This is a genomic window from Paenibacillus solani (genome assembly GCF_050475945.1).
Taxonomy (GTDB): Bacteria; Bacillota; Bacilli; order Paenibacillales; family Paenibacillaceae; genus Paenibacillus_AQ; species Paenibacillus_AQ solani_A.
The window spans coordinates 128,276-154,212 of record NZ_JBCMXJ010000017.1 but is presented as its reverse complement, the minus strand read 5'-3'; the positions used below and the strand labels follow the sequence as shown (position 1 = coordinate 154,212).

Here is a 25,937-nt window from a genome sequence, read left to right as displayed (position 1 = left end):
TCCTGAACAATAGGGCTCTCTTTCATATCGTTATTCTTCGTCTCCTAAATGTCAGCACCTGTGAATAGAATGTAATAAGGATTCTCTATATTTTTAATCTGCCGGTAAGTTCTAGGAGAAAAATATATTATAATAGACATATCCAGCTCTTAAATGAACGATTATTGCTACTACATGAAGACCATCGGGTAATGGATGTTAATACATGATAAAGGTCTTCTGCTTCGGAGGAATGCATATGGGAATGGTTTTCTCGATCTTGAAAAAGTACCGCGTAGCCGCCTTTGCGGCGCTGACGATGATGCTGATTGAGCTCACAGTAGAGCTTATACAGCCGCTGCTCATCTCCAAAATTATTGACGATGGGATTCAGAAACAGGATTTATCTGTTGTATGGACATGGGGTGCCGTTTTAACCGGAAGCGCTATCATTGCCTTTATAGCTGGAATATCCAGCTCCTTTTTTGCGGCGCATACGAGTCAGGGACTAGGCTATGATCTGCGTGATCAATTGTATGAAAAGGTGCAGTCCTTCTCGTATTCGGTATTCAACCGGTTTGCAACCTCATCGTTGATAACCAGGCTTACGGGTGACGTCACTCAGATTCAGGATACGGTGTTTATGGGCTTACGGTTTATGACACGCGTTCCGCTAGTTGTGTTAGGAAGCATTATTATGGCATTGGTTGTAAATGTGAAGCTGGGCTTTCTGCTTGTCTTAACCGTGCCTCTCTTGTTTATCTTTATTGCTTGGATCATGAAGCGGGCGGCGGATGCATTCCGCAATGTACAGCGGTGGCTGGACGCGGTGAACGGTGTTATTCAGGAGAATTTGACCGGGATCCGATTGATACGCGTATTCGTACGTATGGGTCATGAAATTGAACGCTTCGGGCGAACCTCCGGCAAGCTGATGAGCACCACCGTCTCAACCTTGCGATTAACGGAGACAACGATGCCGTTTATTCTCCTCATTATGAATGCCGGGATCATGGCAGTTTTGTGGTTTGGTCGCAAGGATATTGCGACCGGTAGTGCCAGCGTGGGCGAGGTAGTGGCTGTAGTAAACTATTCCCTCCGCTGTATCGGTGCCATGTCGGCTCTGTCCTGGGTTGTCGTTGCGTTCTCACGCGGGCGGGCCTCGGCTCAGCGGACGCAGGAAGTGCTTAAGACGGAGGAGGATGTGCCCAGCGCTCGCAAAACCAAGAAGAGCAAGATTGACATTCAAGGCGGCGTAAAATTTGAGCAAGTGAGCTTTAGCTATCCTGGCAGCGATATCGATGTTCTGAAGGATATTTCCTTTGAGGCGAAGCCTGGAGAGCGGATCGCGATCATGGGCGCAACAGGTTCCGGCAAATCTTCGTTAGTACAGCTGATTCCACGGCTTTACGAGGAAGAGGAGGGTACAGTATGTATAGACGGAATGGATGCCGGGGCGATCGATGAGGTAAATCTGCGCAGCAGCATCGGTTATGTGCCGCAGGAAGTGCTGCTCTTCTCGGGTACGGTTCGGGAGAACATTGCCTGGGGACGCGAGGATGCTTCCATGGAAGAAATTCAGGAAGCGGCGCGGCGAGCCCAAATTCACGAGACGATTGAACATCTGCCTAACGGCTATGAGACGATGCTGGGCCAGCGCGGAGTCAACTTGTCCGGCGGTCAGAAGCAGCGTCTGTCGATTGCACGTGCGCTTGTGCGAAAGCCTGCCATACTGATTCTGGACGATAGCACCAGCGCGCTTGATGTGCGAACGGAGGGCGCTCTGCTGGATGCCCTGAAGGATTTGTCCTGCACAACGTTTCTAATTACGCAGAAGATCAGTTCGACTACTTCAGCCGATTTGATTCTGCTGCTGGATGATGGAAGATTGATTGAAAAAGGGAACCATGACACGTTGATGGAGCATTCCTCTCTGTACCGACGCATCTATGAATCCCAATACGGAGAGGAGGCACAGCAGCATGCTCAAGGCATTCACTGAACCGTTTCGGCACCCAAGACCGAGGCTCAATCTGGATAAGAACAAGGATGGCGGCGGCCGTGGCGGCAAGCCGAAAGCCAAGGCCAAAAATTGGTCGGGGACCCTCTCCAGAATATGGGCTTATCTTGCCCGCCGCAAAGGGAAACTGGCACTGGTGCTGCTGATGGTAATGATCAGCTCGGGATTGGCGCTGCTTGGTCCCTATCTTCTTGGCGTCGGGGTGGACAAATTCCTGGATGATGTACGTAACCGGGCAGTTCCATCGACTCAGCCTGGTTGTATTTTCTCGTTGGGTTGGCCGTGGTTTATGTCCTACAGGCTTTAACCACATGGCTGCATAACGTCTGGATGATCGGCATCGCCCAAGAAACGGTGTACCGGATGAGGATGGATCTGTTTACGCATCTGCACCGGCTGCCCATTCCGTTTTACGGAAAGCGTCAACAGGGCGAGATTATGAGCCGTCTGACAAATGATATCGAGAACGTAAGCTCAACGCTGAACAGCTCGGCGATCCAAATCTTCTCGAGCGTACTGACCTTGATCGGCACATTAACCGTCATGTTATGGCTTAGTCCGCTCCTGACGCTGCTAACATTCCTGGTTGTGCCTCTCATGATGATGGGTATGCGCTGGATTACTCGGCGAACAGGCCCCTTGTTCAAAGAGCGTCAAAACAACCTTGGGGATCTGAATGGTTATATTGAAGAGACGCTGTCGGGGCAGCGGATTATTAAGGCTTTTTCCCAGGAAGAACGGGTTGTACGCGAATTTGATGAGCGAAATCAACGGATTCGTTTATCGGGCTTTTGGGCGCAGAGCATTTCGGGCTTTATCCCCAAACTCATGAATGGGCTTAACAACTTAAGCTTTGCGATCGTAGCGGGCATTGGCGGCATTATGGCGATTAAGGGCTATATTACGATTGGCGTCATCATTATATTCGAGAGTTATGCGCGGCAGTTTACGAGACCGCTGAACGATCTGGCGAATCAATGGAATACGCTGCTGTCTGCTATAGCAGGGGCGGAACGCGTATTCGAGGTGCTGGACGAAGAGGTGGAAGCGAAGGATGAAGGCGCTGCTGTCACACTGAAAAGTGTAGAGGGTGCGGTGAAGTTCGACAATGTCTCGTTTTCTTATGAGAAAGACGGAGACACCCTGGAAGGAATCAGCTTTGAAGCGAAGCCTGGGGAGATGATTGCCCTGGTTGGTCCGACCGGTGCAGGAAAGACCACCTTAATCCAGCTTCTCTCCCGTTTTTACGATCCGGATAGCGGAAGCATTACTCTGGATGGAAGGGATATCTCTTCGATCCGCAGGGAGAGCTTGCGCTCGCAGATGGCTTTTGTACTGCAGGATTCGTTCCTGTTCCAGGGCACAATCCGGGAGAATATCCGTTTCGGCCGGCTGGATGCCACCGATGAAGAAGTGGAGGAAGCTGCGAAGCTGGCCAATGCTCACTCCTTTATTGTGCGGATGAAGGACGGTTATGACAAGCTGCTCAAGCCTGACGGCAGCGGAATCAGCCAGGGCCAGAAGCAGCTGCTTGCGATCGCGAGAGCAATTCTGGCTAATCCCTCGATGCTGGTGCTGGATGAAGCGACAAGCAGTATCGACACCGTAACCGAAATCAAAATCCAGGAAGGATTGCAGCGGTTGATGAAAGGGCGGACGAGCTTCGTCATCGCCCACCGTCTTAACACTATCCGCTCGGCGGACCGTATTCTGGTGCTGAAGGATGGACGTCTGCTGGAGCAGGGCTCCCATGATGAACTGCTGAAGCAGGGAGGCTTCTACAGCGATTTGTATTACGGACAGCTAAAGCGGGCGGCGATGTAATAATAGATTTTCCCCAAGACGAGGGAGCGTACCTTATGCCTGCCGCAGTTCATGAATGAGGTTAGCCGACATAGACTATGGTTGTTTGCCCGAGGACCTACAATACGACTCATTGAAATATATAAAAAGTAAAACCACCGGAGAGGCTTTGAAGAAGCCGATTGTTGCTCCGGTGGTTTTCTGCGTGCTCCATGCCATGAGATAATGTGCAGGCGAATAAGCCTTTACGCAAATCGTATTCCTGTTACCATTTCATTTAGAACCCGTTGTTTGAATCTGCAGCTTACGCTGCTCGGCTTTGCCAAATTGCAGCATGAACAGCAGAAGAACTCCAGCTTGCAAGGCAATCAGGACGGTATAGATGTTGCTGTAAGTGGAAGCGCCCTGGAATGGGTTCAGTGGATTCCAGGAACTTTCAGCGCCAAGATCGACGGCTTTGCCGTATACCCCAGTGGCGATTGCGCCAGACAGAAAGTTAAGCAGGGAGAACAGTCCCATGCCGACACCAGTTTGCTCCTTGGGCAGCGACAAGGATATCGTTTTGGAGAGCGATATTTGCATAAACATTTGGCCCACGTTGCCGAAGATTAGAAACAGTGCAATTAGAAGCGGCGAAACGCCAGCGAAAGTAGACAATAGGGCAAAGCACAGCAGCAGCAGGGTGGAAGCCGCATAGAATAAATAGCGGGTTCCCCTGGTATCTGCGAGCTCACCGCCTCTTCTTCCCAGCATAGCCGTGACGACGGCTCCCGGTACCATGACAAATCCGATCCATCCCGGTGCCAGACCGTTCAGATCCGACAGCAGCTGCGGGGTAAGAAATGGCAGTGCGTAGCCGACGCTCATGATGAACATGCCGAGAACTAGACCGATGGTGTAGCTTTTGTTGCGAAATAAACGGGGCTGAACAAAAGGCTCTTTAGCTGAGCGAATGCGCAGGAGGAATAATAAGAACAGGATCAAGCTGCCTAAGCCATATATCCATCCTCCCTGCATCACCGCTAGGAGCAGCAGGGCAACCGTCCCTGCCAAAAGCCCGCCGCCAAGCCAATCGATTCGTCCACCTTGGCCTTGTTCATTGCCTAGATATTTTCGGTACAGGGGTAAGGTGACAAGTATTAATAGCGGAATGCAGAAGAGCCATCTCCAGTGGAACACGCTGACAATCAAAGCCGAGACCACTGGTCCAATCGCGTTTCCGATGGCGAGGCCAGTAGCGGTTATACCGAGCGCACGACCCCGGTTCTCTACAGGGAAGTAACGGACGGGAATGATCATAGCAGTTGCAGGAATAACGGCTGCCCCTGCAGCCTGGAGTACCCTGCCCAGCAGAACCATCCAGTAGGCTTGTGCCGATAACCCTGCAATGGAACCGACAAAGAAGAGGAGCAAACCGAAAGTGAGCAGATTTTTGAGTTTATAGGTGTCCGCTAATTTTCCGTATATGACAGAGCCTATGGCATATATCAGCATATAGATCGAGGATACCCAGCTGACCTGGGAAATGGATAGCTGGAACTGCTTGCTGATTTCCGGAAGTACGATATTAAACATCGTTGCACTCATCGATGAGAGAATCATTGTAAAAGCCAGAATTCGTATTAGCTTATCAGCTGATGGTGGCTGTTTCGGTTGTTCGTTCAAGTTATTTTCCCCTTCCCATTGATTACGATTCATTCTACAATTGATAGTTAATAAATAAAAATATATATTATGACATGATTTCATATACTTAAGGTTATCAATAAGGGAGGAAGATTCCGTGGAATTGCTGCAGCTGCATTATTTTCAGACGGTGGCCCGAATGGAACACATGACGAAAGCCGCTAAGGAACTCCGTATTGCTCAGCCTGCGCTCAGCAAGACGATTGCCCGGTTGGAGGAGGATTTGGGAGTACAACTATTCGATCGGCAGAATCGGACAATCAAGCTCAATTCATTCGGAAAGGCTTTTTTGAAAAGCGTAGATACGGCATTATCGGCCATTGAAGAAGGGAAGAGAGAAGTGTCCGATTTGGCAGGCATGGAGCGGGGGAGCATCCGCATAGCTACAACTGCTTTACCCCGGCTATCCAAAGCCCTGGGCGCTTTTCGCGAACGATATCCTGACGTCAATTTTCGCATCATACAAATACCACCTGACTCCACGATGGAGATGGTGCAGATGCTGGGAAACGGAGAAGTCGATTTGTGCTTTACTGCAGCGGCATTGGAAGAAGACAATATTCAGGAGATTCCGGTCCTCCATGCCGAGGTATTCTTGGCAGTGCCTCACGATCATCGATTGGCGGGACGGACCAGCATTTCCCTTCAGGAGGTTGCAGGAGAGGCGTTCATTGAATACAAAGCGGACCACCCGTTTCGAAAAATGAACGAGGAGTTCTGCCGGTCGGCGGGGATCAGCCGTGATGTCGTTTGTGAGGTGGATGAACCGGCAGCTGTGGTAAGTCTCGTATCCGCCGGACTTGGAGTCGCATTTGTACCTGGGTGCAAAGGGGACGAAAAGCCACCCTACGCAATGGTGCGCATCGAGAATCCTTCCTGCTACCGCACCTTCACTATAGCCTGGTTGGAGCGGCGTTATTTGTCCAAGGCCGCAACGGAGTTCCAATCCTTCCTGGTAGAGTATTACAGCCAGTTACAGGAGCCGATCAAGCATAGGGATGTGATCTGACTAGTTTCAGTACGTTTCCCAAGTTCTAAGATATAGATATTTGTGTTCGAAGCAGGAAGAGAATGCTCTATCCATTATATTTCATGACTACAATGACTACGAAGTCTTCGCATACTCACGATGGTTGTTCTCAACCGTCTTGAGGAGAGAAGGCTTCTTTTTTTGCTTGCCGGATCTTTCGCTTGATTTCCCTTGCAAAAAATCCCTTGCCTGAAATGGAACGATCTGGTATGCTATTGTCCTTCTCTCATTTTTCGCCTTGTCTGAAGTGGATGGGTCCGCCATCTAAAATGCTTATCGGAGGTGCTTCATGCTTTATTTCACATTGGCTTCCAAAGCCTATGCCCGCAATTTGCAATACCGCGGTGCCCACATGGTGCACAATATCGCCAGTGCGATGTTCGGCTTCATGTATGCCTGTATCTGGCTCGGTCTCGGCGCAGATTACGCGCTCGGAGATTACGGAACGCAGGGAATGGTCGGTTATATCGCCTTCACGCAAGCGGCGCTCTGGGTTTCCAGTTTCGTCACGAATGGCCTCGGCATCCCCCAAGCCGTGAGAACCGGCCATATTTCCCTGGATTTGATGCGTCCCGTTCATTTGTTCAGTCATTTGATGGCCAAGGAATGGGGTCAAATCGCCTACCAATTCGTTTACAAATCAATCCCGATCTACCTGGTGTATTATTTTGCCTTCTCGCTGCAGCTGCCTGGAAAAGCAGTCACCTTTCTCTACGTTACCATTGCGCTCGCAGGTGCTGCCTACTTATCGATTTGTATTAACTATCTCATTGGCGCATCGGCATTATGGACAACGGAATCGTCCTGGTTGTATTGGGGCAACCATGCGATGATCAATCTCCTAGCCGGTTTCTTCATTCCGATTGAGTGGCTTCCCGGCTGGCTGCAGACGATTGCCTGGTGGTCGCCCTATCCGTATTTGCTCTATGTGCCGACCCGAATCTACCTGGGCTTCGATGATGTCTCCTATCTGTGGGGCACACTCTTATGGTGCGTCCTGCTGACGCTGACTTGCCTGCTGGCTACCGGCTTCCTCAGGCGGAAAGTGGAGGTGCAAGGAGGATGACCACAAGATCCTGGCTATCTCTGTACACTCTGCTCATTCGAACGAGCATCAAAAGCCGCATGCAGTACAAATTCAACTTCATCCTGGCATCATTTCTTGCCGCATTAATCCAAATTTCCGAGTTTCTCATGGTCGCCATCGTCCTCTTCAAGTTCGGAGCTATTCAGGGCTGGTCCATGCATGAAATCGGGTATTTATTTGCCGTCATGACGCTGTCGAAGACGCTCTATCGGACGTTTGCGGATGAAGTCCATCATCTTGAGAGGTACCTGATCAATGGGGAGCTTGACCAACTGCTGACTCGTCCCATGCCGGTGCTGCTGGCGCTCATGCCGCAGAAATTCCGGATTATGCTGGGTGAAGTCCTGCAGGGAGGTTTTCTGCTCTGGTGGTCGCTGCATGGCATGATGGCAGCAGGGCAAGTGGGATGGAGTGCGGTGCCACAATCGCTGTATATTATTGTCACGGGCGCCGTCATTCTGTTCTCCATCGGTCTTGCGACCGCAACCTTCGGTTTCTGGACGACCCGGATCACCGAGCTTCAGAACCTTACGGAAGATGCGGCTCGGACGGCAGCCCAATATCCGCTTACCATTTATCCAAAATGGATGTCGTCGATTCTCTTGATTGTGGTTCCGGTCGGTTTGGTCAATTATATTCCTTCGCTATACATACTGCGGGGTGAGCTCGGAGCCTGGGTGCTGCCTGCATTGGCTGGAGCCGCTCTATTATGCCTCTACCTAAGTCTGAAGTTCTGGCAGTTTGGGTTGACGAAGTATCAAAGTACAGGGAGTTAAAAGGAGGAACGCGTCAATGATTGAAGTCCATAACATACGCAAGGAATTCAAAACGCCGGTTGTGAAGGAGGGGCGCTTCTCTGGGCTGCGAACCCTGTTTACGAGAGAATACCGGACGAAGGAAGCCGTGAAGGGAATCAGCTTTCAAGTGGAACAGGGTGAATTTGTCGGATATATCGGTCCGAACGGGGCCGGTAAATCCACCACGATCAAAATGCTAACTGGCATTCTCCACCCGACCTCGGGTCACGTGTTGATCAGAGGCATGAATCCGCACAAGGAGCGGCGCAGCGTTGTGAACAACCTGGGTGTGGTATTCGGTCAGCGCAGTCAGCTGTGGTGGGACCTGCCGGTGAAGGATTCTTATGATATTTTGGCCAAAATGTACAGCGTGGATGGGGCGGACAGGGAGCGGAGGCTCGGACAGTTTGCCGAACTTCTCGATCTACAGGCGTTCTGGGAAACGCCTGTACGCAAGCTGTCGCTCGGGCAGCGCATGCGCGCCGACCTCGCGGCCGCGATGCTGCATGATCCGGATGTGCTGTTCCTGGATGAACCGACGATCGGGCTGGACGTGAACGCCAAGCGGAACATCCGCCATTTTCTCAAGCTGATCAATGAACAATTCGGCAAGACCATTCTGCTTACGACCCATGACATGGACGATATCGAGCAGCTGTGCAATCGGGTGATGGTCATCAATAACGGTGAGCTCTCCTATGATGGCACGGTCAATTCCTTGCGTGATACGATCGGGCTGCCTACGGTCATTACCGTGACGTTTCGCGGTCCTTTTGCAGTACCTGAGCAATTCCAGAGGGAAGGGAATCCTGCTGTCCCGATCCGGGTGACAAGCTCTCTGGACAATACGGTCACGATTGAAGTCAACCGCCGCGAGATGAACACGCTTGATATTTTTAAAGAGCTGGGCCGCTGGGGCGAGCTGGATGATATCGATATGGAGGATCCCGATTTTGAAGATGTGATTCATAAGGTATACTAGATTTTATGCACAGGAGTGGACATGATTGCCATCATCATACAATATAATAGGGTATACATCTAAAGAGGAGCCTGCCAGGTTCCTCTTTCATTTGGGTACAAATGGAGATAGAGGAAGTATAATATAGAGATGAGAGGGAAGATTCCTCTGCTCTGATCATACGAGCCCTAGAATAACATCTACATATAAAGGATGAGCCACCATGAAGTTGATGAAGCGGATCTGGTTCCGTATCGGTAATCATTACAGGAAGAAGCGGGATTTTGAGCAAGCCCTTAAATATATGAGGAAAGGTGAAAATGCCATTACCCGTTTCAATGATAAGCTGCTCTATGCGGAGCTGCTGCACAACAGCGGTCATTCAGAGGAAGCAGTAGCTTATTTGGGGCAGGTGATTGATACGAGCGGCAGTCACCGTGCTTATGAGCGCCGAGCACATATTCTGCGAGAATTGAACCGGGAGCTTGAAGCAATTGAAGATTTAAATGAAGCGATTCGTTTGAATGCCGATAATTATCTGAATTGGTATACCCGGGGAATTGCCTACAAGGATTTGAATCAGTATGACGAAGCGGTAAGGGATCTGAAGGAAAGCATTAAAAGAGAGGATGACAGCTCAGTTATATCGACTTACTATGAACTGGGCATGACCTATTATGAGAGCGGTAACCCTTCGGAGGCTGCCCACTATTTTCGTTTAAGCATCCAAAAGCCTGAGCGTGCCATTCCCATGTATTACTACATGCTGTCCGTATCGCTTGATCTGATGGATCAAGTGCAGGAAGCTATAGGCGTTTTGCAGGAAGGAATCCAGCTGGTCGATCGGTATGAGGCGGAGGCGGATGGCGGTTACGCGCTGTTTGCAAGCAGCACCAATTATAGCTATGGGGCCTTTCAGACGTTTCAGCGGCAAGTGCGGGAGGCATATTCTTTTCGAAAGCCTATGGCAGACCTGTACATGCAGCTTGGGGACATGGGACAGGCCGAGCGTTATCTGTCGGAGGCCATTGAGCGGTATCCAGATGCATATGAGCTTTATTTAAAGAGAGCAGAGGTTTTCAACCGTTCCGGAAACAAACCATCAGCTAAATCTGATTTAGAGAGGGCGATCGAGGCGGCGCCTGACGATTATCGCGCATATTTTGATTTGGCTCGGATCTATCGCGAGGAAGGAAGGGAAGAGCCGGCATACGAGCTGATCTCGAAGCTGTATGAAAGACAACCCGAATCTCCGCTCGCCTGCTATTGGATGGCCGATTGCTACTACCGGCTGGGTCGCCAGGATGAGGCTTTGGCGATCAATGACAAGCTGCTTAAGCTGGAAAATGATGACGCACCTAATTATGTACAGCGTGCTGATATTTTCATGGAGATGAACGATCTGCCCTCTGCTGAGCAAGCTTTGAAGGAGGCAGTCGCTCTTCAGGATGGGACTGAAATCCGCAACAAGCTGAGTTATGTACTCTATTTGCAAGGACGTAACGAGGAAGCGCTGCTCGAGCTGCAAGAGGCGGCCAAGCAGGAGGAGTCTTTCTCCGAACATCCGACGTATCTGGCAGCCAGCGGTCATATATATAAGGAGATGGGCATGTGGGATCTTGCTATCGATGCCTATTCCCAGGCTATTCATGCGCATCCGTCGAATCCGAGATTTTATGAGTTCCGTGCTGTTTGCTTTGTGGAGACCGGCCAGCTTGAGCGGGGGTTGGCGGACTGCGCTCAAGGGCTCAGCTTGAACCCGGTACAGGGGAATCTGTACAGCCTCCGAAGTGGAATATATTATTCGATGGGGGATTATATTCGCGCGAAGGAAGATACGTTGCAAGTGCTGGAGCTTTCGCCGGGACATCCAGGTGCTTACTTCAGATTGGGGCAAATTTATTACAAAGATCAGGACGAAGATGCGGCATTGGTTGCATTTGACGAGGTGCTGAAGCTGGTTCCCGATCATGCCGACAGCTATCTGTATAAAGCGCATATTTATTACAGTCAGTTCGAGCATGAGGATGCCATACAGGCGATTGTAAACTGGAGCTTGCATCTGCAGAAAGAGATGTCGCCAACAGATAAAATCCAAGCGATTGAAGGCTTGGATGGCTTTGAGGAAGGTCTTTTGGATAAGGCAGTTGAACGTTTAACAGCCATGTATGGACACCAGCTTTATTTGTCTTGAGTGCCACGGATAAGTCGAAGAATCGATATCATTGAAGAAGTCGTGTCACAATTTGTCTAAATTTGTGGTATGATTCAATAGTTGTTGCAGCATAACATGCTCGCAGGCTGTATAGCCAAGCGGGCTTTCTTCATGTGCAAGGAGGGGATTATGATGATCTCGCTGCAAGAGGTCAGTAAATGCTTTGGCAGCGGCACGGACCGTTACCAGGCGATAGACGATGTTTCTCTTGATATTAAGGAGGGCAGCATACACGGGATCATCGGCATGAGCGGCGCCGGCAAATCGACGCTGCTGCGCATGATGAACCTGCTGGAGAGACCCGACTCCGGCAAAGTCATCGTGAACGGCCAGGAGCTGACCTCACTTGGCGGCAGGGAGCTTCGGGAGACAAGAAGATCGATCGGCATGATTTTTCAACTATTCCAGCTGGTAAGCAACCGGACGGTTTGGGGCAATGTGTCCATGCCGCTTGAGCTGGCAAAGGTACCGAAGGCCGAACGTGCAAATCGTGTCCAGCAGGTTCTGCGTTTTGTCGGACTGGAGGATAAAGCAAAGTCATATCCCGCTCAGCTGAGCGGCGGGCAGAAGCAGCGGGTAGCCATTGCTAGAGCTTTGGCTAATTCGCCGACTGTCTTGTTGTGCGATGAGCCAACCTCGTCCCTGGATCCGCAGACAACGGCGGATATCTTGGATGTGTTAAGACATATTAACCGGACGCTGAGGGTTACCATCGTCATCGTTTCCCATGAAATGAACGTGGTTAACGGGATTTGCGACTATGTGTCTGTGATCGATCATGGGCGTTTGGTCCGCACGTATCGTAATCACCCAGGAGATGGAGAGGCTGCTCCGATGTCTGGAACACCAACGGACGGTGCGGGAGAAAGGGGGGGATATGGGTATCATAAATGATATTATTCATTATGTGAACGATTATTTTGCCCATGTCCTCCAGTATCAGCATGAGATATGGCGGGCGATTGGCGAGACGTTCATTATGGTGGGCATTTCGATAACTGCCGCTATAATACTGGGTCTTCCGGTCGGAACAGTGCTATTTCTGTGCCGAAAAGGCCAACAGTACGAGAATCGCCTATTGTTCTCCATTCTGAATGTTCTTGTTAACATCATACGGTCATTCCCGTTTCTGCTGCTTGTTGTGATTATGATTCCGGTCACAAGGTGGATCGTGGGCACGTCTCTCGGGACACTGGCTGCTGCGGTGCCTTTATCCGTCGTTGCGGTGGCCTACTACTCCAGGCTGGTGGAGCAATCCCTACTCGAGGTGCCGAAGGAAGTGATGGAGGCTGCCACTTCCATGGGGGCATCCACGATTCAGATGATATTCAAATTTCTGTATGTGGAGGCTAGGTCGGGCCTAATGCTCGGACTGACCACCTCAACAATCAGCTTTATCTCGTACTCCACAGTCATGGGGATTGTAGGCGGGGGCGGCGTAGGCGATTTTGCGATCCGCTACGGGTACCAGCGTTTTGAGGAAGAGATTATGACGTTTACGGTCATTATTATGATCATTCTGGTACAGTCGATTCAGTACGGCGGCAGTCTGGCATCCAGACTGCTGGATAAGAGAAAGGTTTAATTATGTTTTTGAACGTATTTATACAGATTATTTTACCTGGAGGAAACCTACAATGAATAAAAAATTCACACTGCTTATGCTGACCCTCTTGCTGGTGCTCGCGGGTTGCGGACAGCAGGCAACTAAAGACGAAGCCACAGAAAGCACATCGCCTCAAACAAAGGAAGAAGTCACATTAAAAGTCGCAACACTTATTCCCCCGATGACTGATGTGCTTGAACTGGTGAAGCCGATGCTGAAGGAAGAAGGCATCAACCTGGATATTCAGATTCTGTCCGATAACGTGCAGCCGAACAATGCGCTCGCTCATAAAGAGGTAGATGCGAATTTCTTCCAGCATGTGCCGTACATGGAAGAGTACAATGCGAATAACGGGTCAGAGCTGGTTCCGGTCACGCCGATCTATAACGCCGTTTTTGGTGCTTATTCCAAGAAATACAAAACGGTTGAAGAGCTACCGGATGGCGCAACGATAGCGATTCCTAACGATCCTTCCAACATCGGCCGATCCCTGGTGATGTTTGAGAAGAACGGTCTGATCAAGCTGAAGGAAGGCGTCGGCATTAAGGCAACGCAAGCCGACATCGTGGAGAACCCGCACCAATACAAGTTCACCGAGGTGGATCTGTTGATGCTGGCCCGTACGCTCGACGACGTGGATATGGTCGCCATGACGCCGGCATATGCGAAACCTTTGGGACTTACACCAAAGAAGGATGCTCTTGTAACCGAAGGCAACGATTCGGATTTCACCATTACGCTGGTAGCCCGCAAAGATAATGTCGATTCCGAGCCGATTCAGAAGCTTGCAAAGGCAATGACCAGCCCTGAAGTGAAAAAGTTCTTTGAAGAGAACTATTCGGAGATCGCGCTTCCAGCTTTCGAATAAGGTAGAGTCTTATTTCAGTCAATCACCGTTCACTCTTATTGCTGAGAGAGCGGTGATTTTTTTGAATGCGCCCTATATGGTATACTCTTGTTGGATTTTGAGCGATGTTTCCTACATACCCCTACGTATTGGAGTTGAGAATTTATGAAAAAAGAAGTTATCGACAGGCTCATCACCTATGCACAAGTGGATACGCAGTCAGACGAGAACAGCCAAACCTGCCCTTCAACGCCCGGCCAGTTGACGCTGGGGCAGCTGCTGGTGGACGAGCTGAAGGAAATCGGCATGCAGGACGTAACCATGGATGAGAATGGATATGTGATGGCCACACTGCCGGCTAATTCGGATAAGCCCATACCAACGATCGGTTTTTTGGCGCATATTGATACAGCCACCGATTTTACAGGGGCCGGGGTCAAGCCGCAGATTATTGAACAATATGATGGCCAGGACATCATGCTGAATAGAGCACAGAATGTGGTACTGTCTCCACAGGATTTCCCGGAGCTGCTTGGCTATAAGGGGCATACACTCGTAACAACGGATGGCACAACCTTGCTCGGAGCTGATGATAAAGCGGGGATTGCGGAGATTATGACAGCGATGGATTATCTGATCCGGCATCCGGAGCTGAAGCACGGTAAGATCCGCGTGGCCTTTACGCCGGATGAGGAGATTGGGAGAGGTCCGCATAAATTCGATGTAGAGGCCTTTGGAGCTAAATATGCATATACGATGGATGGCGGTCCATTAGGAGAACTTCAATATGAGAGCTTTAATGCAGCAGCCGCACTCGTGACTTGCAAAGGCAAGAATGTTCATCCAGGTACGGCAAAAGGGAAAATGGTGAACGCAGCGAAAATCGCCATGGAGTTGAACAGCATGCTGCCTGCGGAAGAAGCGCCTGAACATACCGAAGGGTATGAGGGCTTCTATCATCTCTCCTCCATCGAAGGCGATGTGGAGTTAACTGAACTCCGTTACATTATCCGTGACCATGACCGTGAGCGATTTGAAGGAAGAAAGGCGAAGCTTTCTGCTATTGTGGAAGAGCTTCAGCATAAGTACGGATCGGAGCGGATCATCCTCCAGATGAAGGATCAATATTACAATATGCGGGAGAAAATCGAACCGGTTAAACAAGTAGTTGATATCGCGCAGACAGCAATGGAGAAGCTTGGAATCAAGCCGATCATCGAACCGATCCGCGGCGGCACCGATGGTTCACAATTGTCTTATATGGGCCTGCCGACACCTAATATTTTCACAGGCGGGGAGAACTACCATGGGCGATACGAATATGTGTCTGCCGACAATATGGTGCTGGCTGTTCAAACGATTATCGAGATCGTCCAGCTGTATGAGGCACAAGCTTAATGATAAACCGGGGAATGCTCTTGTTTAGGATCACAAGGGCCCCCCGTTCTATGGGTTTAACACTCATTGTAGGCTAGAGATTGAGTTCTCAATCTCTAGCCTAATGTTGCGGATAACAAGCAATAATCAACACTTAAGGATCGGGCTAATACAATGGGCCTCTTAGTGGATAAGCTGGGCCATAGTGGGAGGTGAAGAACGATGCAGGAGCGTTACTCCAGGCAGATGTTGTTTGAGCCGATAGGAGAAGAGGGGCAGCGGAGAATTATGAACAGCGCTGTATTGATTGTCGGAATGGGAGCATTGGGAACGGTGCTTGCCAATCATATGGTGCGGGCAGGTGTAGGGCGAGTCAGAATCGTTGATCGTGACTTTGTGGAGATGAGCAACTTGCAGCGGCAGCTGTTATACGACGAGGAGGACGCGAAGAACGTTTATCCGAAAGTGGTTGCAGCCGAGATAAAATTACGGAAAATCAACTCTTCCATTGCCATTGAGGCCATTGTCTCCGACGTAACGGGGGCCAATATCGAGGCATTGATGGAAGGGATGGATCTTGTATTGGACGGAACGGACAATTTTCGGACACGTTTTTTGCTAAATGACGCCTGCTTCCGAAGTGGAATCCCTTTTATATACGGGGGAGCAGTTGGTTCACGGGGAATGAGCGCGGTTTTTGTACCTGGCGTCACCCCCTGTCTCCGCTGTTTTATCCAATCTGCGGATACGGCCGGAGAGACATGCGATATGATTGGCGTTATCGCTCCGGTTGTTGATATCGCGGCTTCCTATGAAGCGGTTGAAGCACTCAAACTGTTAGCGGGTGACAACTCGAGCCGTAAAAACAGTCTGGTGACATTCGATTTGTGGCAAAACCGCTATTATGAGATGAAGTTCGGTGAGCCTGATCGCAATTGTCCCTGCTGCCAGCTTCAGCTTTACCCTGCGCTTCAAGGCCATGAAGAAGATATGCTCACGATGTGCGGAAGAGATTCGGTGCAATTTGCCGGCAACGGCCCGCTTGATCTGAGTTTATGGCAAGGCAGACTGGACGGAGCCTTATTGAAAGTGAAGGCTAATCCGTATTTACTGCGCGCGGAGATGCCCGGCGGGGAGCGGCTTGTGTTGTTCGCTGACGGACGTGTGCTGGTGCAAGGAACGGATGATTTCTCCAGGGCTAGAACACTGTATGACCGGTATGTGGGAACTTGAGATGAAATGGGAGGGGAAGGCATTGAAAGATTTTCGATTGTATGCCATAACCGGAGAACAGTTTCATCCCGGACGGGATATGCTGGACGTGATGGAGCAGGCGATTCTCGGTGGTGTGGATATCGTTCAGCTCCGTGATAAAAAAAATCCGAAAACGGAAGTGCTTGCCAAAGCTAAAGCGCTCCGCAAGCTGACCTCAAAGTATGGTGTCACTTTTATCGTCAATGATTACGTAGATATCGCGCTGGAAGCAGATGCCGACGGGATTCATCTGGGTCAGGGAGATATGCCGCTTACGGAAGCTCGCAAAATCGTCGGTTCCAAAATCATCGGTATTTCCACACATGCCATGGAAGAAGCGCTGCTGGCAGAGTCGCAGGGTGCAGATTACATTGGCGTCGGCCCTGTATATCGGACGGCCACCAAGGAGGATGTGGTCGATCCGGTGACGGAAGCGTATGTGAGAGAAGTGGCTGATGTGATCAAAATTCCTTTTGTGGCTATTGGTGGCATTAAGCTGCACAATGTGGATCGGGTGCTGATGGCTGGAGCGACGCGTATTTGTGCAGTTAGTGAAATTGTTGGCAGCGATAACGTAAAAGGAACCTGCGAAACGTTCATTTCAAAACTGGAGGCAAGAGAAGGGAAGAGGAAGGGGTAGGACGATGCTGCTTAGAATTAATGGCGTGGAGCATGAGCTTCACGATGTGAGCACGATTCTGGATGTCATTGAGCAGTTTGGTTTAATGGGCAAACCAATCGTTGCCGAAGCTGATGGTAGGGTGCTGACTGCGGAGCAGTGGGGCGATACCCCGGTAGTCTCTAATATGTCAATTGAACTTGTTCATTTCGTTGGAGGAGGCTAAGGGCATGAGGAAGTTGGATTTATTACGTATTGGTGAACATGAGCTGCACTCCCGTTTTTTTATTGGCACGGGTCTGTTTCCAAATCCCTACGTGCAGATGGAGGCCATTAAGGCCTCGGAAGCCGAAGTGCTGACGTTTGCCATTCGGCGAATTAATTTGGAGTCTTCGGCGGACGATTCCATTCTGCAGCATTTAGAAGAAGGCAAGCATATATATTTGCCTAATACATCCGGGGCAAGCACGGCTGACGAAGCCGTGCGAATTGCGCGTTTGGCGCGCGCATCCGGACTTAGCGACTGGGTTAAGGTGGAAATCAGTGCCAACGAACGTACGCTCATGCCAGACCCGATCGAAACACTCAAAGCAACGGAAATTTTGGTCAAAGAAGGTTTCACCGTCCTTCCTTACATATCGGATGATCCGGTGATCTGCAAGCGGCTTGAGGAAGTGGGGGCTGCGGCGGTTATGCCCGGTGCGGCTCCGATCGGTACCGGTCTTGGCATCCTGAATGCCTATAATCTGGGGCTTATTGTTGAGGAGGCCAACGTACCGATTATCGTCGATGCCGGTCTTGGTTCAGCGAGTGACGTGGCTCAAGCGATGGAACTGGGTGTCAGTGGCGTGTTAATGAATACACCTGTAGCTAAAGCGAAGGATCCCGTCATGATGGCATCAGCGATGAAATTGGCTATTCAAGCTGGAAGACAGTCTTACTTGGCCGGCAGGATCGCCAGGAAGCGATATGCTTCCGCAAGCAGCGGCTTTGACGAATTTATACTAAAGTAAAGTTTTAATTCGAAGAGAACTGAGGTTGAGATGAGTCAGAACATTATTATTATGGGCGGCGGAATTGTCGGATTATCCTGCGCATACGAGCTTCGAACGCGGGGCTTTGATGTTACTGTATTGGAGGCGCGGCGCTGTGGTGGACAAGCCTCCGGAGCGGCAGCAGGCATGCTTGCGCCATTCTCAGAAAATATAGAAGGACCGGACGCATTTTTTAAGTTATGTCAAAATAGTTTACTTCTGTATCCGGAGTGGCAGGAACAGATCAGAACCAGATCCGGCGTGCATTTCGAATATGCGAATACGGGCAGTTTGTACATTGCCTATCATGCCGCTGATCTGCTGTCCCTCGAGGGGCAACAGTTATGGCAACGACAGTATGGGTCAACTGGAGAAATTGTAAGTGGAGCGGAGCTGTTCCGTATGGAGCCGACATTGTCGCGTGACGTTCTTGCCGCATTGTATACGCCGGAGGAAAGCCATATCTACGCTCCCGACTTCATCAGAGCGCTGGAGCAGGCCTGCCGAATATCCGGAGTCTATATTGAAGAAGAGATTGGGAGTGCAGAGCTCGTTGAGTGGGATCGGCATGTCGCAGTTTCCGTTGCGGACGGAACGGTCTATTACGGAGATCGGTTAGTCGCAAGCACGGGGGCATGGGCGGGGGAACTGACGGATCAGCTAGGCTTCTCGTTTCCGGTTTATCCAATCAGAGGCCAGATTTGCGCCTATGCGGAAATGCAGCCGCGTGTGAATCATATGGTCTTTTTTAACCAAGGTTATTTGGTCGCAAAAGCGAATGGCACGATTGTGTGCGGTGCTTCCGAGGATGTTGCCGGATACGATACCTCGGTCACGGAAAGGGGAATTGAGCGGCTTAGAAACTGGAACAAAAAAGTGTTCCCGTTCCTGGGAGGCCAACTGCCGTTTCACAGTTGGGCAGGGCTTCGACCTGCCACCCAGGACGGTTATCCGCTGATTGGTCCCTTGGAAGGTGCAGAGCGGATCTTGATGGCTGCAGGGCATTATCGTAACGGGATTCTGCTTAGTCCGGTGACAGCTAAGCTTATAGCGGATTTCATCGAGAATCGCAGTGTCCCTTCCGAAGTACGCGGGATGTTCTCCCCATCACGATTTGCAAATGTATAAATGTAGATGATGATCGATTACAAATCCTGATTTAACTCGTTTACTCCCTCTTCTCCAGACTGTTTTTAAATTCGCTCGGGGTCATGCCCGTCCACTTGCGGAACTGCTTGGAGAAATAAAGTGCATCATTAAAACCGACGGATGAGGCAATCTCGTGGATAGAGAAGGAAGATTTCATCAGTGATTTGGCCTTCTCAATACGTACCTTCATGAGGTATTGCATGGGGGACAAGCCCGTATGCTGTTTGAACATTTTGGACAGATGAGCCCGATGATAGCCAAGCGTCTTGGCCATTTGATCGATCGACAGCTGTTGGTGATACTGGGTTGATATCCAGCGCTCGGTCTGCCTCACGCCCCGCTCAATATCCGGCACATCCTGGGTGTTCGGTGGAAGATGCTCGCGATTTAACATCGCCAGCTTATGAAGCAGCAGTCGCAGCCATCCGGATGCCTGGAGATCCTCAAGCCAAGGATGATCCGACTGGTTAAATCCCTGACGCAGATGGAGATACATGTCGGACAGGGTACGGAGCTCACCTTCATCAGGGCAATGAATAATCGGCTTTGCCGGGGTGACACCCATGTCGGCCAGCAGCATATGTGTGCCTTTTTCCTGCAATGCTACCCAATTGTAATGCCAGGGGTTCTTGTCATCGGCTTCATAGCTGAATAGGACACCGGGAAGGATGATGAAAGTATCGCCTGGTTTGCAGTGATGTACCGTGCCTGCGCACTCAAATACGCCTCGGCCTGTCAACACTGTATGTATGAGGCAGTAATCATGGATCAGCGGCCCAATTTTGTGCCGTGGCACGGGAGTCCCTTCACCGCTGAACAGGATGTTCAGATCATGGCCGCCCGGGGAAGGATTTACGCTGATTCTATAGAGTGTATGGTCCGGTAAAAGGGACATATAATAGATCCTCCTAAAACCTTCGCGATATGGTTCAATGAATGAATGATGAATTAATGATAGCTTACTCAATGAAACAACAAATGTCCATATTGCACTTCGTTTGCTCCATATTAAAAAAAATCCGATTATCATATAGTAAGTCTTGTAATAACGGATGAATTGATGGAGTTTAAGGAGGGTATTTATTCATGTCTAAAATTACATTTATCGGAGCAGGCAGTACCGTATTTGCCAAGAACGTACTGGGTGATTGTATGCAGACGCCGGCTTTGCAAGGATTTGAGCTGGCGTTGTTTGATATTGATCCCATCCGTCTCAAAGACTCGGAGAACATGCTGAACAATATAAAGAAAACCAGCGGCAGCACCTGTATCATTACATCATACAGTGACCGCAAGGAAGCGCTGCGGGGAGCGAAATATGTCATCAATGCCATTCAGGTTGGAGGATATGATCCCTGCACGATTACGGACTTTGATATACCGAAGAAATATGGACTTAGACAAACGATAGCGGATACCGTGGGAATCGGCGGGATATTTCGGAATCTGCGCACGATCCCGGTCATGCTGGATTTCGCGGCCGATATGCGGGAGGTTTGTCCGAATGCGTTGTTCCTGAACTATACGAACCCGATGGCGGTGCTGACGAATGCCATGATTACACTGGGTGGTATAGAGACCGTGGGTCTGTGCCATAGCGTACAAGCTTGCATTCCTCATCTGTTCGATAATCTCGGGATGGATAAAGAGGGTGTACAGGCCAAGATTGCCGGCATCAACCATATGGCCTGGCTCCTTGAAGTGACAAGGGATGGCGTAGACCTGTATCCGGAAATCAAGAAACGCGCGGCAGAGAAGCAGAAGGAGAAACACCATGATATGGTACGTCTGGAGATGATGTTGAACTTCGGTTACTATATTACTGAATCGTCAGAGCATAATGCTGAATACCATCCGTACTTTATCAAGCGTAATTATCCGGAGCTGATCGAACGCTTCAACATTCCGCTGGACGAATATCCACGGCGCTGCGTGAACCAAATCGAGGGATGGAAGGCGATGCGCGAAGATTTGGTAAACAATCAGGATCTCACACACCACCGCTCTCATGAGTATGCATCCTATATTTTAGAAGCGATCGAGAACGATGTGCCGTTCAAAATTGGGGGTAATGTAATGAATACCGGGCTGATTACGAACCTTCCTAAGGAAGCTTGCGTTGAGGTTCCGTGCCTGGTCGATGCCAGCGGCGTAACACCGACGTATGTTGGTGATCTACCTCCGCAATGTGCTGCCCTCAACCGCACCAATATCAATACCCAACTGCTGACCCTGGAAGCTGCGGCGACCGGCAAGAAGGAGCATATCTATCATGCAGCTATGTTAGACCCGCATACCGCTGCAGAGTTGTCCATCGATGATATTAAGAACATGTGCGACGACCTGATCGAAGCACACGGGGACTGGCTTCCTAAATATCACTGAAAATCAATTATAAACATAAATGAAAGAGAGACGTTCTGTGTGACACAGGGCGTCTCTCTTGTTCGTTAATTGATATGGCAAGCATCTATAAGTGCTGATCAGCATGCGGGAGCGTGATGAGAAACACGGTTCCCGATCTTGGCGAACTTCGTACAGAAACACTGCCGTTCATGGCTTGAATGGCTTGGTAAGAGAACGTAAGGCCAAGTCCGGTGCCGTTCATTTTGGTGGAGTAGTAGATCGAACCGAGACGGCTTAACTGCTCAGGGGTCATACCGACCCCGTTGTCCTTGATTTCAACGGTCACCTGATCCGTTTCTTCATGGACGGTAATGTTGACCATGCCGTTGTCTACGTCTTTGCATGCCTCAATTGCATTCTTGATAAAATTGACCAGCAGCTGCTTGAGCTCAGCCGGACTGCCTGAAATGTAGACAGGTGACTCGGGGTAATCCGCGCTGAGGGTGACATTGCTCATATTGGCATAGGAAGTCATGAGCTCGACGACAGATTTGGTCTCGGTCGTAAGCTCGATTCTCTGTTGAAAAGGCAAGTGTGGTTTGCTGATTGCGAGATACTCGGACAATATCTGTTCAGTGCGGCGTATTTCATCCATGCTAATATCCAAAAAACGTTCGGTCTTCTCCTGGGAAAATGTGCCGCTTTTGATCAATTGCAGGAACCCCAGCACAGTGGTCAGCGGATTGCGGACCTCGTGGGCAAGCGAGGCAGCGACATGATTCACGGCCTCAGCTTTTTCATTCTGGGTATACCGCAGGTAGAGCTCTTTGTCGGATACGGACTTATTGAACAGGGTAACAAGCAGCCAAATACCAAGCGAGTTAGTAACAGGAATAGCTAATATATTAAAAAGAAAGTACTCCATGATGTAGTCTGGCTTTGTTAGGTAGATTATGATCAGCGGAATGAACGAGAAGCTGATTCCGGCTATGAAAACGATCCAAACCTTGTGTTTACTCCGTTGGTACATTAATGACAATAGAACGGACAATGGAAACGTGAAGACCAAGATCATAATGGCGTCGACCATGCCGGATCCGCCAATGTACAGCCTGTAGATTAAAAATTCCACGAGCAGAATCGCACCTGTTTCGACTCCTCCGAACAGCATGCCGAAGAATATAATGACATACCTCACGTCAAAGATCAGCCCGCTTTCAACAGACGAAGCAAAAGTCATGGACAGCAGCAGGCACAGCGAACAAATGACCATAATGAAACTGCGGGAATAGTTGGTTGTCAGTTTTCCGTAATAGATGTTGTACGCGACAAAAGGCATCAACGAAAACAAGAGCTGCAGCAAGACATCTTTAACTACAGGCAGTTGGCCCACCCCTTTGCAGGAATCGAATCGTTCGCTTGATAATCATCCCCTGTCAAGTTCGACGTCAATTTAAAAAATCCTTGAAACTGGATTGGAAATTTAAAAATATTTATTGTTTCTACAAATTACGACAATTAACTACATTGTTTAAACTTTCTAAGTGCTTAATCTTCGCATTTATGAAGAATCTGCCGATAAATGATATGGCAGCATTGGATTGCTTCCGCAGCTGGCATTCGATATGCGCCAATAGCGCATGACTTGATAGCGAACATACACCATAAGGAGAACATCAAACATAATGTGTAGCTATTACTTGGGGGTCATCTTGGTATTGGTTGTCATTATACATATTTTCTTAATATTCATGTACAGGAGCGCTCATCAACGGAGGTTAAGCCATCAAGCCCTGCACTTGGCTAAGCATAGATTCCGGATGCTGGATGATATGCTGCTTATGATGGATATTGGCATCTGGTCCTACGATTGCGGCACAAAGGGGATCCAGAATATGTCATTGGGATTTCATAAAATTACGGGATATTCCCAGGACGAATTTGAAAATGGCCTATCCTGGAAAACAATAATCCATCCAGAGGATATGACACTGTATAGATCGTTAGTAGAGCAGCTTCAGCAAGGAGAGAGCGTTCATGCGGAGAATCGGATCATCCATGCGGCCGGCGACGTTCGCTGGGTTCAGGTAAAGATGATTCCGACAATGGATGAATTGGGGCAAATTATTCGAATAGACGGCATTGTCGTTGATATCACTGCCCGTTTTCGGATGGAAGAAGCGCTGTACGATATTAACGAATGCAAAAAGATGGAACGGGCGCTCCAGGATAGCATGAATCGGTATCGCAGGCTGGTCGAGTCCTCTCCCATTGCCATCGCGGTTTGCAAAGACCGGAAGCTTATGTATGTAAATCCGGCGGGGCTCCGTATCCTCGGCGCGGCCGGATCAGAGAATATCCTCGGCACAAATCCTTGGGATTGGGTGCTCGATCCGTATGAGGAGTGGGCTTGCCAGCGATTTACCAAGCTTATTCGTGCAGGGCAAGTTGTTCCCGAGGAATTATCCTTAAGGCGGGTTGACGGAGAGCGGGTGGACGTTGTGGCAACAGCCCTGTATGAGGCAGAATCCGATGCATTTGAAATCTTTTTCGAGGATATTACCGCACGGAAATCAGCGGAACGGGCTCTTATGGAGAGCGACCGCATCAACCGTCATATCCTGGATATCGCTCCTGTAGCGATGCTGCTGCACTCGGATTTTTCTTGTGTTTATGCGAACCCAGCAGGTTATTCCTTATTGGGCATCGATGATATTGCTCAATTAGCGAATACTTCGCTCCAGGACTTTATCCCTTCGGACCAGGTCGAGTTTGTAGTTTCAGAGGTTGAATATGTGTACGAAAGCGGAACTACTTCGAAACTCTCCGGAAACAAACTGGTACGGCTGGATGGAACGATTATTGATATAGAGGCCATTACGACACCGATCGCTTATACAGGCCATAATACGGCACTTACCATTATCCGTGATGTGACGGAACAGAAGCAGGCCGAACGGGAGCGGAATGCAGCCGAACAGCTTGTCCGGGAAAGCGAGGATCGGTATTTCAGACTGCAGATGAGCTTGGACCGATTCTCTTCTGACCTTTTTGGGATGGTAAAAATCAGCGAATTGAATGCTCGTATCGTGCAGGAGATCAGCAAGGTGCTGAGCACGAATCGGGTAAGTCTTATCCTGATTAACCAACACAACTTACATATCAAGGTACAAGCCGGTAATAAAGAGCTGCCGGAGGAAGTGCTTCATACAATCTGTAAGCACGGTCCCGAGCATATCCCGCTTTGTAGATTGTTTGAGTCCTCAGATGGATATTTTATCAAGATCGGAGACATGAACGGAGATAGCAGCATCGTCTGTCTTGGCGGGGAAGTCCCTTTGCTCATGATCGACGCCAAAAGGATATGGTTGGAGACTATATCCCGTTACGCAAGCGTCTTGTATGATAATTTCCGCGTCATCGAGGATCTGACGAGAGAATTGGAGAATCTGGATTCGTCGCAGCAGATTATGCCAGTATGGCTCCTAAGACTGATGCTGCATTTGTCTGAGAATGAACGTAAGCGACTGTCCCAGGACCTCCATGATGCTGCGCTTCAGGAGCAAATTATTTGGTACAGAAAATTGAATCTGATTGCCTCGGATCGCGAGTTGCCGGGACATTTGCGTGTGCAGTTGGAGGAAATCGAACAGGGGCTTTTGGATGTCATATATCAGATACGAATAACGTGCAATGAGTTGCGACCTCCCCTGTTGAAGGAGGAGGGATTGGAACGTTCACTTGAGGCATTGTTTGAATTTACGCAGCTGCGAACCAATTATTCTATACAATTTGACTGCTCCACTTTCGATGATGACATCAGTGATGACCATTTGATTGGACTGTACCGAATTGTGCAAGAATTGCTGGCGAATGCAACCAAACATTCTAATGCGACCGAGGTGAAGCTGACCTTGTCGACCCATTCGGATGTGGTAAATCTGAATTATGAAGACAACGGGGTTGGCATTGACTTAAGCCAGAAGCCTGATCCGTTCAACAACATGGGGATTTGCGGCATGAGAGAGCGGGTGAGAGGCATGAACGGTAAAATCCAGTTCGACTCCACGGATAATGGGGGGTTGGCCGTTTATATATCCATAACGGCGAAGTAAGCGTGTATTGGT

At 49.6% G+C, this 25,937-nt stretch carries 20 protein-coding genes and 1 pseudogene; 18 read left to right on the top strand and 3 right to left on the bottom strand.

Annotated features, from left to right (window positions below; all coding sequences use genetic code 11):
* Nucleotides 1-238 precede the first annotated feature (238 nt).
* Together ABEQ74_RS22615 and ABEQ74_RS22610 are read left to right on the top strand one after the other, a co-directional pair.
* The gene (locus tag ABEQ74_RS22615; protein WP_430124416.1) at nt 239-1,981 is read left to right on the top strand and encodes an ABC transporter ATP-binding protein; all 1,743 of its coding nucleotides are present in this window, start codon (nt 239-241) and stop codon (nt 1,979-1,981) included.
* A pseudogene (locus ABEQ74_RS22610) lies at nt 1,962-3,823 on the top strand (ABC transporter ATP-binding protein). The gene ABEQ74_RS22615 and the pseudogene ABEQ74_RS22610 overlap by 20 nt, the downstream one beginning before the upstream one ends.
* Nucleotides 3,824-4,075: 252 nt before the next feature.
* Here the strand turns inward: ABEQ74_RS22610 and ABEQ74_RS22605 are convergent.
* Nucleotides 4,076-5,500: an MFS transporter gene (locus ABEQ74_RS22605; protein WP_430124415.1), complete on the bottom strand. Its 1,425-nt coding sequence runs from the start codon at nt 5,498-5,500 to the stop codon at nt 4,076-4,078.
* 85 nt (nt 5,501-5,585) lie between these two features.
* Here ABEQ74_RS22605 and ABEQ74_RS22600 point away from each other — a divergent pair, with 85 nt between their 5' ends.
* From ABEQ74_RS22600 to thiO, 14 genes are all read left to right on the top strand, one after another.
* The gene (locus tag ABEQ74_RS22600) at nt 5,586-6,497 is read left to right on the top strand and encodes a LysR family transcriptional regulator (RefSeq protein WP_430124414.1); all 912 of its coding nucleotides are present in this window, start codon (nt 5,586-5,588) and stop codon (nt 6,495-6,497) included.
* Nucleotides 6,498-6,807: 310 nt separating this feature from the next.
* Complete coding sequence (locus ABEQ74_RS22595) at nt 6,808-7,584, top strand: ABC transporter permease (RefSeq protein WP_430124413.1); 777 nt, start codon at nt 6,808-6,810, stop codon at nt 7,582-7,584.
* Nucleotides 7,581-8,381: an ABC transporter permease gene (locus ABEQ74_RS22590; RefSeq protein WP_430124412.1), complete on the top strand. Its 801-nt coding sequence runs from the start codon at nt 7,581-7,583 to the stop codon at nt 8,379-8,381. The genes ABEQ74_RS22595 and ABEQ74_RS22590 overlap by 4 nt, the downstream gene beginning before the upstream one ends.
* Before the next feature lie 16 nt (nt 8,382-8,397).
* Nucleotides 8,398-9,384, top strand: a complete 987-nt coding sequence (locus tag ABEQ74_RS22585; RefSeq protein WP_430124411.1) for an ABC transporter ATP-binding protein — start codon at nt 8,398-8,400, stop codon at nt 9,382-9,384.
* 202 nt (nt 9,385-9,586) lie between these two features.
* Complete coding sequence (locus tag ABEQ74_RS22580) at nt 9,587-11,557, top strand: tetratricopeptide repeat protein (protein WP_430124410.1); 1,971 nt, start codon at nt 9,587-9,589, stop codon at nt 11,555-11,557.
* Between the two features lie 153 nt (nt 11,558-11,710).
* Nucleotides 11,711-12,472: a methionine ABC transporter ATP-binding protein gene (locus ABEQ74_RS22575; RefSeq protein WP_430124409.1), complete on the top strand. Its 762-nt coding sequence runs from the start codon at nt 11,711-11,713 to the stop codon at nt 12,470-12,472.
* On the top strand, nt 12,456-13,163 hold the full coding sequence (locus ABEQ74_RS22570) for a methionine ABC transporter permease (protein ID WP_430124407.1): 708 nt from the start codon (nt 12,456-12,458) through the stop codon (nt 13,161-13,163). Before ABEQ74_RS22575 ends, ABEQ74_RS22570 begins: the two co-directional genes overlap by 17 nt.
* Before the next feature lie 52 nt (nt 13,164-13,215).
* Complete coding sequence (locus tag ABEQ74_RS22565; protein ID WP_430124406.1) at nt 13,216-14,052, top strand: MetQ/NlpA family ABC transporter substrate-binding protein; 837 nt, start codon at nt 13,216-13,218, stop codon at nt 14,050-14,052.
* Between the two features lie 144 nt (nt 14,053-14,196).
* Nucleotides 14,197-15,429, top strand: coding sequence for a peptidase T (pepT, locus tag ABEQ74_RS22560; protein WP_430124405.1), 1,233 nt, complete (start codon nt 14,197-14,199; stop codon nt 15,427-15,429).
* 201 nt (nt 15,430-15,630) lie between these two features.
* The gene (locus tag ABEQ74_RS22555; protein WP_430124404.1) at nt 15,631-16,641 is read left to right on the top strand and encodes a ThiF family adenylyltransferase; all 1,011 of its coding nucleotides are present in this window, start codon (nt 15,631-15,633) and stop codon (nt 16,639-16,641) included.
* A 22-nt stretch (nt 16,642-16,663) separates the two neighbouring features.
* Nucleotides 16,664-17,302 carry a thiamine phosphate synthase gene (thiE, locus tag ABEQ74_RS22550; RefSeq protein WP_430124403.1) on the top strand — a complete coding sequence of 213 codons (639 nt, stop codon included), beginning with the start codon at nt 16,664-16,666 and terminating at the stop codon, nt 17,300-17,302.
* A gap of 4 nt (nt 17,303-17,306) precedes the next feature.
* Nucleotides 17,307-17,507 (top strand): sulfur carrier protein ThiS, encoded by a 201-nt coding sequence (gene thiS / locus ABEQ74_RS22545; RefSeq protein ID WP_430124402.1) that lies wholly within the window; start codon nt 17,307-17,309, stop codon nt 17,505-17,507.
* 4 nt (nt 17,508-17,511) lie between these two features.
* Nucleotides 17,512-18,294, top strand: a complete 783-nt coding sequence (locus ABEQ74_RS22540; protein ID WP_430124400.1) for a thiazole synthase — start codon at nt 17,512-17,514, stop codon at nt 18,292-18,294.
* A gap of 30 nt (nt 18,295-18,324) precedes the next feature.
* On the top strand, nt 18,325-19,443 hold the full coding sequence (gene thiO / locus ABEQ74_RS22535) for a glycine oxidase ThiO (protein WP_430124399.1): 1,119 nt from the start codon (nt 18,325-18,327) through the stop codon (nt 19,441-19,443).
* A gap of 40 nt (nt 19,444-19,483) precedes the next feature.
* On the opposite strand, the gene ABEQ74_RS22530 is transcribed toward thiO, so the two are convergent.
* Nucleotides 19,484-20,359: an AraC family transcriptional regulator gene (locus ABEQ74_RS22530; protein WP_430124398.1), complete on the bottom strand. Its 876-nt coding sequence runs from the start codon at nt 20,357-20,359 to the stop codon at nt 19,484-19,486.
* Nucleotides 20,360-20,550: 191 nt separating this feature from the next.
* On the opposite strand from ABEQ74_RS22530, the gene ABEQ74_RS22525 reads away from it, so the two are divergent.
* A complete protein-coding gene (locus ABEQ74_RS22525) occupies nt 20,551-21,849 on the top strand; it encodes an alpha-glucosidase/alpha-galactosidase (protein ID WP_430124396.1) in 1,299 nt (432 codons plus the stop codon).
* An 85-nt stretch (nt 21,850-21,934) separates the two neighbouring features.
* Here the strand turns inward: ABEQ74_RS22525 and ABEQ74_RS22520 are convergent, their stop codons facing one another.
* The gene (locus ABEQ74_RS22520) at nt 21,935-23,194 is read right to left on the bottom strand and encodes an ATP-binding protein (protein ID WP_430124617.1); all 1,260 of its coding nucleotides are present in this window, start codon (nt 23,192-23,194) and stop codon (nt 21,935-21,937) included.
* 301 nt (nt 23,195-23,495) lie between these two features.
* On the opposite strand from ABEQ74_RS22520, the gene ABEQ74_RS22515 reads away from it, so the two are divergent.
* Nucleotides 23,496-25,925 carry a PAS domain S-box protein gene (locus ABEQ74_RS22515; protein WP_430124394.1) on the top strand — a complete coding sequence of 810 codons (2,430 nt, stop codon included), beginning with the start codon at nt 23,496-23,498 and terminating at the stop codon, nt 25,923-25,925.
* Nucleotides 25,926-25,937 lie beyond the last annotated feature (12 nt).